This window comes from Sphingopyxis alaskensis RB2256, from assembly GCF_000013985.1.
GTDB classification, from domain to species: domain Bacteria; phylum Pseudomonadota; class Alphaproteobacteria; order Sphingomonadales; family Sphingomonadaceae; genus Sphingopyxis; species Sphingopyxis alaskensis.
Genome location: NC_008048.1, coordinates 2,739,046 through 2,751,543 on the forward strand (window position 1 = coordinate 2,739,046; position 12,498 = coordinate 2,751,543).

11 protein-coding genes are annotated in these 12,498 nt (G+C 62.6%); 2 read left to right on the forward strand and 9 right to left on the reverse strand.

The genetic code is table 11. From position 1 onward, the window contains the following. The first annotated feature begins 89 nt into the window (after window positions 1-89). Both SALA_RS13230 and SALA_RS13235 read left to right on the forward strand, forming a co-directional pair. On the forward strand, window positions 90-2,660 hold the full coding sequence (locus SALA_RS13230) for a TonB-dependent receptor (RefSeq protein ID WP_011542871.1): 2,571 nt from the start codon (window positions 90-92) through the stop codon (window positions 2,658-2,660). After that, window positions 2,660-4,786: an Atxe2 family lasso peptide isopeptidase gene (locus SALA_RS13235; RefSeq protein ID WP_011542872.1), complete on the forward strand. Its 2,127-nt coding sequence runs from the start codon at window positions 2,660-2,662 to the stop codon at window positions 4,784-4,786. Before SALA_RS13230 ends, SALA_RS13235 begins: the two co-directional genes overlap by 1 nt. Here the strand turns inward: SALA_RS13235 and SALA_RS13240 are convergent. From SALA_RS13240 to trbK-alt, 9 genes are all read right to left on the reverse strand, one after another. Further along, window positions 4,745-6,352, reverse strand: a complete 1,608-nt coding sequence (locus SALA_RS13240; protein ID WP_237700879.1) for an asparagine synthase-related protein — start codon at window positions 6,350-6,352, stop codon at window positions 4,745-4,747. The two genes, SALA_RS13235 and SALA_RS13240, sit on opposite strands and share 42 nt — an antisense overlap. Before the next feature lie 152 nt (window positions 6,353-6,504). Next, on the reverse strand, window positions 6,505-7,089 hold the full coding sequence (locus SALA_RS13245) for a lasso peptide biosynthesis B2 protein (protein WP_192807422.1): 585 nt from the start codon (window positions 7,087-7,089) through the stop codon (window positions 6,505-6,507). 118 nt (window positions 7,090-7,207) lie between these two features. Then, the gene (locus tag SALA_RS17205) at window positions 7,208-7,342 is read right to left on the reverse strand and encodes a benenodin family lasso peptide (RefSeq protein ID WP_153802708.1); all 135 of its coding nucleotides are present in this window, start codon (window positions 7,340-7,342) and stop codon (window positions 7,208-7,210) included. 300 nt (window positions 7,343-7,642) lie between these two features. Continuing rightward, window positions 7,643-7,879 carry a DUF2274 domain-containing protein gene (locus SALA_RS13250; protein WP_011542875.1) on the reverse strand — a complete coding sequence of 79 codons (237 nt, stop codon included), beginning with the start codon at window positions 7,877-7,879 and terminating at the stop codon, window positions 7,643-7,645. Continuing rightward, window positions 7,879-9,171 (reverse strand): TrbI/VirB10 family protein, encoded by a 1,293-nt coding sequence (locus tag SALA_RS13255; RefSeq protein ID WP_011542876.1) that lies wholly within the window; start codon window positions 9,169-9,171, stop codon window positions 7,879-7,881. Before SALA_RS13255 ends, SALA_RS13250 begins: the two co-directional genes overlap by 1 nt. Beyond that, window positions 9,168-10,181, reverse strand: coding sequence for a P-type conjugative transfer protein TrbG (gene trbG / locus SALA_RS13260; protein WP_011542877.1), 1,014 nt, complete (start codon window positions 10,179-10,181; stop codon window positions 9,168-9,170). Before trbG ends, SALA_RS13255 begins: the two co-directional genes overlap by 4 nt. Next, the gene (gene trbF / locus SALA_RS13265; protein ID WP_011542878.1) at window positions 10,178-10,861 is read right to left on the reverse strand and encodes a conjugal transfer protein TrbF; all 684 of its coding nucleotides are present in this window, start codon (window positions 10,859-10,861) and stop codon (window positions 10,178-10,180) included. The genes trbG and trbF overlap by 4 nt, the downstream gene beginning before the upstream one ends. Before the next feature lie 18 nt (window positions 10,862-10,879). Beyond that, window positions 10,880-12,253 carry a P-type conjugative transfer protein TrbL gene (trbL, locus tag SALA_RS13270; protein WP_011542879.1) on the reverse strand — a complete coding sequence of 458 codons (1,374 nt, stop codon included), beginning with the start codon at window positions 12,251-12,253 and terminating at the stop codon, window positions 10,880-10,882. After that, a complete protein-coding gene (gene trbK-alt / locus SALA_RS13275; RefSeq protein ID WP_011542880.1) occupies window positions 12,250-12,498 on the reverse strand; it encodes a putative entry exclusion protein TrbK-alt in 249 nt (82 codons plus the stop codon). Before trbK-alt ends, trbL begins: the two co-directional genes overlap by 4 nt.

Sequence of the window (12,498 nt, forward strand, 5' to 3'; positions counted from 1 at the left end):
GGGTGACTGACGGCACCCCTGCAACCTTCGTCGATACCCCCATCAAGAGCGAGCCGACCGGCATACGCTCATGATCACCAGGGGGAATTATGGCGGAGAAACGGTTTCACGAGCTTGCGGCGCTGCTCGCGGGTGCCGCGATGGCGGCGTTGCCGATGCCGGCGCTGGCGCAGAGCGATCAGACTTATCAGTTCGACCTCCAGGCCCAGGATCTGGGCGATGCGCTGCGCAGCGTCGCGGCCAAAGCAGGTTGGGAGCTTTATGCGTCGGCCGAGGATGTGAACGGCGTTCCCGCGCCCAGGCTCGAAGGCGAGCTCACCGCCCGGCAGGCGATCGAGCGCTTGCTGGCCGACACGAACCTGCGTGCTCGCTTCCGCGATGGAGCCGTGATCATCCGGGGGCGAACGGCAGCGATAGTGACGGCGGGCGATGAGGCGGCCGACAGCGAGATCGTCGTGACGGGCAGCCTCATACGTGGTGCCGACATCCCCTCCGCCAGAATTACCGTATCCCGGTCGGACATCGAAAATGCCGGACAGTCGGATCTGGGCGAGGTGGTTCGCAATATCCCCCAGAACTTCAGTGGTGGCCAGAACCCTGGCGTCGGCTTTGGTGCCGGGCAACTCAACTCCAACCTCAATTCAGCGTCGCATCTCAACCTGCGTGGTCTTGGTTCCGATGCGACGCTGACGCTGCTGAACGGCCATCGGCTCCCTTATGATGGCGCGTTCGGGGGCGTCGATATTTCCGCCATACCGGTCGAAGCCGTCGAGCGGATCGAGATCGTGCCCGATGGTTCTTCCGCGCAATATGGGTCGGACGCGGTGGCAGGCGTCGCCAATATCATACTTCGGAGAGATTTTACGGGATTGAAGACCTCGGCACGGATCGGAGGTTCGACCGATGGCGGCAACTTCCAGCAAGGTGCCGATGTCGTCGGCGGTACGAGCTGGACTTCCGGCAACTTGATCGCCGCCTATCACTTCGCGCACAATTCAGCGATCTATGCGCGGCAACGCAGCTATACGGACGCGCTGGCGCCGGGAAACTCCCTCTACCCCTCGATCCGCCAGCATGCCGTGACGATGTCCGGTCGCCAGACGCTGGCGCCGGGAATCGAGTTCAAGGTTGACGGCCTCTACAGCAACCGGCGTTCGATTATTACCTCGGGCAGCTTGGGGAACGCTGGTCTTACCGAGTCCCGATACGCTCCAACGACGAAGGCCTTCTCCATCATCCCGGCCATCGATGTGGACCTGGGCGGCCAATGGATGGCGAAAGCCTCGCTCGCCTATGGCAAGGACAACAGTCGCTACAACAGGTTGTTCAGCCAGCCGGGCATTGCGGGCACGGTAACGTCCGGCTGTTACTGTAACACCACCTTGACCACTGAGCTGGTGATCGACGGACCGCTCGTCTCCTTGCCTGCGGGAGATCTGCGTGTGGCGATCGGTGGAGGATATCGCTCCAGCAGCCTGCGCTATTCGCGTTACGAAAATGAAGGTCTTGTCGCTGCGTTCGACGCTAGCCGGAAAAGCCACTATCTCTTTGGAGAAGTCCAGCTTCCGGTAATCGCTCCCGAGCAAAGTGTGCCGCTGGTCCGCCGGCTCACAATCACCGCCGCGGCTCGCTATGAAAACTATCCGGGCATGGCGAGCGTCACGACGCCGAAGCTTGGTGCTGTCCTTGAACCCAATCGCGACCTCACGATCAAGGCCTCGTGGGGCCGATCGTTCAAGGCGCCCACGCTCTATCAGCAACATGTCGGCTACGAGGCCTATCTTCTCCCCGCCAACTGGTATGTTCCAGCCGCCTCAGGCACGATCTTCTATGCAAGCGGCGGAAACCCAGACCTGGAACCCGAACGCGCGCGCAGTTGGTCGGCGGGGTTCGAATTTCATCCTCAAGCGCTCGAAGGGTTTCACGTCGGCGCGAGCTATTTCAACGTGCGCTATCGGGATCGCGTCGCCAGACCAATCGCCGGATCGATCGCATCCGCGTTCAGTCAGCCGGGCTATGCCAGTTTGTTGAACTATGCGCCTTCTACGGAGCTGCTCGACAGACTTGCGGCGGGTTCGCTTTATGGCTTGACCAACTATACCGCTGGTCCGTTCGATCCAGCAAACGTGCTCGTCCTCGTGGACAACCGCAACCTCAATCTTGCGCGACAGGACATTGAGGGCGTCGACATAAACACCAGCGTTCGTTTCTCCATCAGCCCGGATCAAAATATCGGGCTGACCGGATCGGCGACGTATCTCAAAAGCGACCAGCAACTCACGCCGCTCCTGCCACGCACACAGCTTGCGGGCGTGATCTTCAATCCGCCCCATTGGCGCGGACGCCTCGGTGCCAGTTGGGAAGCGCGGCGCTTCAACGTATCGATGTTCGCCAACTATACGGGCAGCGTCACGGACAATCGCTACCTCCCGTCAAGTTCGGTCGATTCCATCCTGACCTTCGACCTCGCGGCCAGGTTGGACATTGGAAACTCTTCGTCCCGGTCGCCAGCGCTGACAATCACGATCGTTGCCAATAATATGTTCAATGCAAAGCCCGACATCATTCGGGTAACCGGCTCAACAGACACGCCCTACGATTCAACGAATTATTCGGCGACCGGTCGCTTTCTCGGATTGACCGTATCCCGGAGCTGGTGATGTTGACCGGCATCGCGCTGCTGGCGGCGGTCACCGCCGGTATTCCGGCTCACGGGGCGGATCCCTGTTCCGCGTTTGAGCAGGATGCGGCGACGCTTGCGCCTCCTCGCGTCATGACCTCACGCGACCTTGCAACCATTTCCGACATCGGCCGATCGAGCCCGTTCGATACGGAAAGCCCGTTCAGCCTATCACCCGATGGCCGCCAGATTGCCTTGATGGTGCGGCGCGGTAATCCGGAAACGAACAGCTTCTGCCAGAGACTCATTCTGGTCCCTCGATCGGGATCGGGCAGTCACGTCGAGCTGGACCGAGGCGGCCAATTCATCCGTACTCTCTTCGATCTGCGCAATTTGGCGGCGGTGCGTGCGGGGACCGCACAGATCATCACGCCGCGCTGGTCGCCCGACGGGGCAACGATCGCTTATCTCAAACGGGTCACTGACAACACGCAGGTCTGGATCGTCCCCTCCACGGGAGGCGTTGCCCGTGCTGCAACGGATCTCGATTTTGAAGTTGAGGATTTCGCCTGGGGCGCTGACGGAAAGAACCTAATAGTGGCAGGGCGTCCCGACCTCGCCAAGGCCGAGGCGATGATCGACGAAGAAGCGAGCAGGGGCTATCTGTTCGACGCGCGTTTCAGTCCCATGATGTCCGATCGCCCCTTCCCGGTGGGAAGCTACCCGACGCGATACTTCCATGTCGCTTTGTCGGATCATGACCGGCGTGACGCATCGGTCGAGGAAATAGCGCTGCTCGATCCTTCAGCCAGCGCTGACAGGCCGCCGGACGCGATCCGGTTCGCGGCTGACGGGCGCGGCAATGTAGCATGGACCCGGAAACTAGACCGGTCCCTCCTCATCTCGCCCTTCCAACTGCACATTCGGTGGCGCTCCGGCAGCACCACGATATGCGACACAAGTACCTGCGGCGGCATCCAGCGTCTATGGTGGATGCCAAAGAGCGACGTCCTGCTGTTCCTCGCCCGAGATGGATGGGGAGGAAGCCGTACCACTCTCTATCGGTGGAATGTCGGCGCCAAAGCCCCGGTTGCCGTGATGAGCACCAAAGATGCGTTGATCGGCTGCGCATTGAACGCGGCCGAACTGATCTGCATGCGCGAAGGCTCGCGACGAACCCGGCGCCTCGTCGCGATCGACATCCACACGATGCGATCGCGAACGATTTTCGATCCCAATCCCCAGATGGCCCGGTTGCGCCTTGGCGAGGTCCATCGGCTGCGATTCCGCAATGCTTTCGGCATGGAGTGCTTTGCTGATCTGGTTCTGCCGCCCAGCGCAGAGACAGACGAAAAGCTTCCGATGGTTGTGGTGCAATATAACAGCCGCGGCTTTCTCCGTGGCGGTACGGGTGATGAAGTCCCTATTCAGGTATTAGCTGGTCGAGGCTTCGCCGTGCTGAGCTTTGAACGCCCATTCGGCGTGCCGGGAACGCGGGAAGCACGAAGCGAGCTCGAATATCGACAATTGGCGCGCAAGGATTGGATCGATCGCCGCAGCGTTCAGTCCGCGCTCGAGGAAGCTGTTCGCGGGGCAATCGCAACCGGACTGATCGATCCCGACCGGATCGGCATTTCCGGGTTCAGCGAAGGCACGACAATGACCCAATGGGCGCTCATCAACAGCCGGATCTTCAAGGTCGCTTCCCTTGGCGTTTGCTGCGAGGACAAGGTGGCGCTGCCGCTCAACGGCGGCACTGGCTACGAAAACTATCTGAAGGAGATGGGCTATCCCCTCTTCGAAGATAGTAATGATCGCTTCTGGAACCCGCTTTCCCTGGCTCAAAACGCGGGCAAGATTGAGGTGCCCATCCTGGTGCAGACAAGCGACGATGAATATGAAGCGGGTCTGGATGTCATGGAGGCTTTTCGCAGGCGCGGCAATCCCATCGAAATGTATGTGTTCAAGGATGAGCCACATATCAAATGGCAGCCTGCGCACCGGTTGGCGATATACGAGCGGAATGTCGATTGGTTTGAATTCTGGTTGATGAGGCGAATGGATTGTTCGCCGGGCAAGCGTGCCCAGTATGCCCGATGGCAGACCATGCGGGGCGCCCCGGATTTATCGGCCCAATGCGCTATCGCTGCTTCCGGCGGACCGTGACCGCGCCCAAGCCTCTGCGTCGGCAAGATCAAGAATACGGTAGAGGAGTTGGTCGCGGCTTGTCCGCGCGCTGGACAGAGCCTGCTCCACGGCCATGGCATCGATGATCCGATTTTGGCGGAGAAGGCCATCGAGCAACAGTTCGCGAAGCTTTGGCCTACCTGATTCGAAGGCGGCAGCCGTTACGCTGTCAGGGCCAGCCTTAGACGTCCTATGGACCACCTGCCGGGGGAGAAAGCCGCCAAATGCCCGCCGCGCGACCGATCGGTTGATGCCGCCTTCGCACCACTGCCAGCTCGATATGCGCAGACAGGTCTCGACGATGGGCTGAGCGAGAAGCACCGGAAACATGGGAGGAAAGGTGGTGCGATCCTGCCCTTCCACGAAGTTCTGGATGCGCTGAAGCAAGCGGACGTGCGCCAGTTTGCCGGGAAACCGTCCGGCCACCCTATCCATATAGGGCGTAAGCGGTGCGGATTGCGCAAGGACGGCACGCGCGGCATTGAGGAGTGTCAGGTCGGGTTCAGACGCCACGAGAGACGGCCGGATGCGCGACAGCTTAAAGGCCGCGCGGGCCATCGTCGGGATGTCGCATTGGGTCACCCGGCACATATCCAGCAGCGTGTTCCAGGCTGGCTTCAGGCCTCTCTCTTGGCGGAAACGATCAACAACTGGGGCTGCGGAATGGAGAAAGCAGAAGACGTTGTCCCCGCCATTCCCTGTAAATATCGCATCCGCACCAGTCTTGCATATTTCCGCAGCGTAAGCCCGGTCTAACTCCTGCAAAAACGGGCGCCCAACTGGGCGCGGCAGATGCACTGCGGATGAACGGCTGAGGTCGATATTGTCGACGGCATATTGATGCGCCGCGAGAGGGACTCCGGCCACGGCCGCGACGCTGGCGGCATAGCGGCGTTCGTCACCGCTGGCATCAGTGGTCGCCATGGTCAGACAACTGAAGCGGTGTCTTCCCCGTGTCAGTGCGGCGCAGACGATCGACGAATCCAGACCGCCGGACACGCCCACGATGATATTTTGATAGTCTGACGCGAGAGCACCGACCGACGCAAAGACGGTGTCGCGCAGGCGCGTGACGGCGTGATCCGGATCGATCGCCACGTCCGGGTGTGTGAATGCCCACGGCTCCCAGAGCATTTGATCTTTGGGTGCATCACCGGATACTGCCCTTGCGCTGCCGGGTGCCAGTTCCGACACGCCATCGATGCAACTATGCCGGCGGCGCACGTCAGGCCATTGGAGATGCTCATAGAGGCGCTCCCAATCCACCTTCGACACGGCAATCCCCGCCGCGGACAGCGTATGCAGATCCGAGGCCCAGATATGATGCGTGCGCGTTTCAACCTGGTAGCATGGCAAAAAGCCCGATGGGGCCCTTGTGATTGAATAGCCGCCGACAGCATCGCTTTGATGGACGGCAACATACGCCCCCCAATAGTCCTTGATCAGTGCGGCACCGCCTGAATCGATGAGCTTGGCTGCTTCGGCAGCGGTCATCTCCTCAATGGCTGAAAATGTCTCGCGAGAGAACAGGCGGCCGATGATCATGCCCTGATCGGCCGGAAGGTGCAGCACCCTTGCTGGATCGCTGCACCATAATAGAGCCTCATCATCGGAAGAAACGGATGGAGATTGAACGAGGCTGATCCGCAGCGGGGATTGCCGCCCCTTTCGCATGCGCAGGAGAAAGCGAAGGGCGCTCACAGGACAAAGATCTGCGTAAAGCGCGCGACCTCCTCGGGCGAGTCGTTGAGAACGACGTCGCCAATCTGTGCCCAGCTATGCGCGGCGAAAGGAATAACCCTGACCCCTATCACGAGATGGGCTGCACATCCTTGTGCGGCGAGCCGTTGAACAAGAGCGATCGAGCGCGACAGGCATCGGTTTGCCGGCGTCCTGACGAGCTTCGCCAGTTCGAAGGCCCTGATTGTTCTGGCCGACATACGATGATCGATTGAAGCAGTGACCGCCCTAGTTTTCTCGCTGCGCAGGGAAGAAATGACCGATGCCAGTCCCTGCCGGTCGAGCCGTTTCCTGATCCGGGTTTCGGCAAGGAGTGCCCTCAGCGTTTCGCCCAGGGTTGTCTCGCCCTTCAGCGCATCCGCTGCCCGTGACGGCACAGGCAATTCGACCTGCTGCCTCACTTCGTAGCCGTCTTTCGAACACAGGATGCCCCTCTCGGTCAGGGCCGAAACGGCCAGCGTTGGTGCGGAATGTCCTTCGATGACGGACAGGAAACTGGCCTCGAGATCTGCGCCTAACTGGAAATAGCGATCCCTATTCATGTCCAGAAAAATTACGCGTGACCCCGCGCGGCAGTAGAATATGCCGGGTGCCGTCCTATAGTGCATTGCAGGCATCCGCTAGAAAGGGCGTGCGAAGAAATCGCACGCCCTATTCCAGTCAGTCCTGCGCGATTCCGGTGAGGAACTGCTGCCGGCCGCCGCCGACATCCTGATCGATCAGCGCCTCGCCCTTGGTTTCGACCGACGCCTTGCCCAGGTCGATGACCTCCTCGATTACTTCGGTGCGTTCCATTGTCTCACTCCTTCCTTCACGCGACTCGAATAGCCGCATGCGAAAGGGTTTCAGATCGAGTTGCCGCAATCTATTTTATAATCGGATTATAATTCGATTATAATCGAGGGCATCTGCTACGCAGATATGGACAATTACGAGAAATCGTGACCGAGTAGTGAGAACGCGCGTTGGGAGCACGCACCGACGCCTTTAGCTTGAGCCTGGACATACGCGCCAGTCACCCGGTCACCCGCTCGCAAGCAAGCGGTGGCCCAATTCTAGCGGATAGGAAGCGCATGTGTATCCACTATCCGAAATTTAATCCGATTTGGACCCAGTCTGACTTCTGTTCCTGACAAAGCCGCGATCGGTAGCCATGAACCGTTCGAGCATCGGCGCAATCAGGCGCTCGACGGGGAGCGGCTGAGAAAGACCGGTCTGAGAAGCGTGAACCCTGGCATAGGCAATGAGATCGCGGTGGACGGGCGCCGGCAGTTCCAATGTCAGCTTGACCGGCTTGTCATCGTCGATCGGACCCAGTTTCAGCTTGCTCATCACTGTTCCTTCCGTAGCGGCTCGAGTACGAGATCGCGCGTCACGATGACGCGAAGCACATGGCCTGGGCGTATGGTGAGCGTCGGTGGGACGCTGAGCTGGCGCTGCACGACCTGGCGTCCCGTTTGATTGATCGTGTCCTGCGTGCCGTAGCGCAAAGCCTCGACCAGCGCGTCGTCGCTGTCGGTTGCAAGCTCGGTGCCGACGCCCAGCAACGTCGAGACCAGCGCGGCTTTGAGCATGCTGCCCCAATGATAGTTCACGCGATCCCGGATCCCTGCCATACCGGACGCGTCGGCACCTGGCTGGCGGTCCAGCAGGATCGAGCGGCCACCTGGAAGAATAAGCCGATCCCAGGCGAGCAGCACTCGGCTTTGGCCCGCCGAGACTTCGCTGTCATATTCGCCGATCAGCCGCGAGCCCTGGGGCACGAGAAGAATGCGTCCCGTCGGGCTGTCATAGACATTCTGCGTGACCTGCGCGGTGATCTGGCCAGGGAGATCCGACTGGATGCCCGTGATCAACGCGGCCGGGATGATGCTGCCGGCCTGCACGATATAAGGTGAGACCGGCGGAGCGACCCGTTCATTGCTGGCGGTGGAGCGGTCGGCAACGACGGCCATAAAGCCGCGCTTGCCAGTCGGCGCGGGAGCCGGATTGGCCGCAATGCCAACTGAAGCGGGCGGCATAGCCTGCTCGGCAGACGCCGCCGAAGCGCGCGCGCCGCTCATTGCCTCGCCGAGGAACAACCCGCTAGTGCGCGCGGTGTCGCGCTCCTGCATGATGCGCTGGCGGGCCTGGTCCGCTGCAGCGACGCGCGGGTCCACGGATTGAGGAGCCGGCGTCCCCATCGGCGGCACGGCAACGGGCTGACCATTTTGCTGCGCCGAGAGGATCGGGCGTCCGAGGTCGCCCGGGAGCGGCTGACCGAGCTTGGGAACCTTGTCGTAGCTGGCCGGCGCCGCAGTCACATTGTCCGCCTTGTTCCGGCTCTCGGTTTCAACGAGATTCGGTGCGTCGGCATGACGCGCGGGCAGAAGCGCATAAACGAGCGCGCCGCCGATGCTGAGGCAGGCAACCGCACCGACAGAGGCAAGCGCCTTGCGCGAAAGGCGCATGACGGACGGCGGATCGCCGCGCAACCGGAATGCCTGCCCGTCATGGACGGGCGGCGGAGCGGCAGTTGGCGCCGCTTCCGGTTCCTCCCCGGCATTCGGCCTGGCTGCGGGATTCTGCGGCAGGCCGATGACCGGCTCCCCAGCTTCAGCCCTTTCTCCTCCCGGCCCGCTCATGACCGGCCCTTGCGGCGCGGGCTTTCGCGCTCGATGCTGACCCTCGCCTCGCGTTTGCCGGACGCAAGCCGCAGTTCGGCACGGGAAAAGAGCCGGTCGACGATCATGTAGCGGCCCGCCACGCGGTAATTAACCAGCTCGGCGGCCCCGGTGTCGCCAGTGACGAATAGCGGCGGCATGTCGGTGCGTTCCACGCCTTCGGCAAATTCTATGAAGATTTGCCGGCCATCATCGAACACGCGCACCGGCCGCCAGTCGGGCCGGTCCCCGTCGATCCGATAGCGAAAATTGAGGGTCGCGATATCGATGCCCGAAGCCAACGGCGTATCGCGCGCCCGCTCGGCTTCGGCGGCCCGTAGGGCGATAAGCTGATCGTGCGGATAGGTCCACGACACCGAGGCCATCCAGGTCGAAGGCGTCGCGCGCAGTTCGAGATGATAGGTGCGCCGGTCGGTGTTGATGACGAGGTTGGTCGAGATGTCCGGCCGGGTGGGTTTGATGAGGATATGAACGCGAGCGTTCGCGCCGCTGCCGCTTACGGTGTCGCCGATGATCCAGCGCACCGTGTCCCCCGCCGCGACCGGCCCAGGGCCTACAAGTTGTTCGCCTTCCTGAAGCGCGATGTCCGTCACCTGGCCCGGAGCGGCATAGACCTGATAGAGCGCACCATCGGTCCAGGGATATTGCTGAATCGCATTGAGATAGCCGTCGCGGGAGGGCTGCACACGAGCCGCGGCATTGGCGGTGCTCACGCGCCGGCGCGGATCAGCCGTCTCCGGTGGCGGCATGCTGCTCTCTACCGGCTTCAATTGGCCCGGCAGCGGCAGCGGTTCGGGGATCGCGACGACCCGCACGTGAGGCACCGGCTCGGGAGCCGGGGTCGCCAACACCTCGCGCGGCGCTTCATGGACGATGGTGCGCGGCTTCGCCGACGTCGTGGTGCAGGCGCCAAGCGCCGACGCGGAGATCAGCAAAGCGGGAACAGCCTTGCGAAATGAAATCTGTCTCATTGGCTGAGTTCCTTCGACCAGTTGAGGGCATTGACGAACACGCCCAGCGGGTTCTTCCGCAGGCCGTCGGGCGTGCGTGGGGTCTGGACGGTGACGGTGAGGATCGCGGACCAGCGCGAGGTCTCGGCAAGCGCACCATCAGAATAGCGCCGCTCGGTCCAGGCGACCCGGAAGCTGTCATTGGAGGCGCGGATCACGCTCGACACATCGACCGCGACCTGCACTTTGCCGACCAGCGCGAAGGGATCGTTGTTTCGCGCATAGTCGCTCAACGCGAGCCCGCCCTTGTCGGTGGCGAAGTCATAGGCGCGCAGCCAGTTCTCGCGCAGCACGATCGGATCGGCGGGCACCGAGCGCACGTGCTCGATGAAGCGCGCGAGATGGAACGCGATCTGCGGATCGGTCGGTCGATAATCGACGTCAGCGGGCGCGACGGTTCGGGCCTCGCCGAGCTTGTCGACCTCGACCACCCAAGGGGTGATATGCCCCCGCGCCGATTGCCAGACGAGGCCGGCAGACAATCCGCCCGAAAGCACGAGGCAACCGAAAAAGGCGAGCCGCCAGTTCTTGGCCGCGACGCGTGCCGAGCCGATACGGTCATCCCAGACCTGCGCGGCACGCTGGTAGGGCGTGACCGGCTCGGGCGATTGGCCATAGCGGATCGAAGGTCGTCGGAACATTGCTCGTCCTTTCAGATGTCAGCTCTTGTCGGAGACGTCGGGGCCATTGCCGCCGCCGTGGCTGTCGCCGCCCTTGAGCGTGTGCGTCGCCATGGTGGCGCCCTGCGTCATGGCCTGGCGATGCTTCATCGCCTTCGCCCAAGCGGGCTGGTCGTTCGGCGAGGACGCGGTTCCTGCTGCGGATCGAGCAGAAGTGGCCGTCGCGGCGGCCCCGCCCTCCGACTCCGCGCCGAAAGCCGATCGGGCGCCGCTGCGAAAGTTCGACCGCAGCGTCTGCCCGGCCTTGTCGGCTATCTTGCGCAAGGGTGAAGCAGTAGCCCTGCCGGCACTGGCAAGCGCCGCCTCTCCCGTAGCGGCCATCCCTCCGGCAACGGCACTGGCGCCAGTCTTGCCGAATGAGCCCATGCTGTAGGCAGCGGCGCTCGAACCAGCGGCACGGGCACCGGCACTGGCGGCGCCAGCCGCCATCCTGCCGCCTGCTGCAGCGGCGGAACCGGCTGCGCCGGCCGCCAGCTTTGCGCCCGCCGCGCCGCCAACGAGCGACGCCCCAGCGACGAGCGCCGTGCCGGCAGCGGCGCCTGCGCCAAGTTGCGGCCCACCGGCGACGATGCCGTTGGCGATGCCGGGACCAAAAATGCCGAGCCCGAGCAACGTCAGCGCTCCGAGCGCGATCGCCATGACCTGTTCGATGTCGGGTTCGGGGCCGACGCCGGCATTGATGAACTGGGTGAACAGCGTCGTGCCAATGCCGGTGATGACCGCCAGCACCAGCACCTTGACTCCCGACGAGATGACATGCCCCAGCACCTTCTCGGCCATGAAGGCGGTGCGATTGAAGAAGGCGAAGGGAAGCAGCACGAAGCCGGCGAGCGTCACCAGCTTGAACTCGATGATGGTGACGAACACCTGGATGGCGAGCACGAAGAAAGCGAGCACCACGATCAGCCAAGCGACGAGCAGGATCATGATCTCGGGGAAATTGGTGAAGAGGCCGACCGGCCCGACCAGATCCTCGGTCGCGTCGAGCAGCGGCGCGCCGGCATCGAGGCCGGTCGCCGCGACCATGCCGGGTTTCATGAAATCGGCGAGCGCCATCCCGCCACCCGAAGCCTTGAGGCCGAGCCCGGCGAAGCTGTCGAACAGGATTGCGGCTAGCTGCGAGAAGTTGCCGATGATGTAAGCGAAGACGCCGATATAGAGTGTCTTCTTGACCAGGCGCTGCAGCACGTCCTCGTCGGCGCCCCAAGCCCAAAACAGGGCGGCGATCGTCACGTCGATCGCGATCAGGGTCGAGGACAGGAAGCCGACTTCTCCGCCAAGCAGCCCGAACCCGCTGTCGATATAGCCGGTGAAGACGCCGAGGAAGGTGTCGATTACGCCGGTGTCGTTCACGGCCGGTCCTCCCTGCGATAGAAACGGCGGCGCTTTTCTTCCCAGGCGGCCTCGCAGCTGCTGTCGGGCATGGTGAGCGTCCGGCAACGGCGAAGATCGCGAGTCTGTGGATCGGCAGCGCTCTCGTCCGGCGGGACGATCACCGTCTCGACGTGGCGGTCCTCGTGAAGCGTGATGCCGATCGTCAGCGCCATGAGCATCCCGCCGAGCGTGCCGGCCGCCGCGATTTTCGCCGTGCGGCTCAT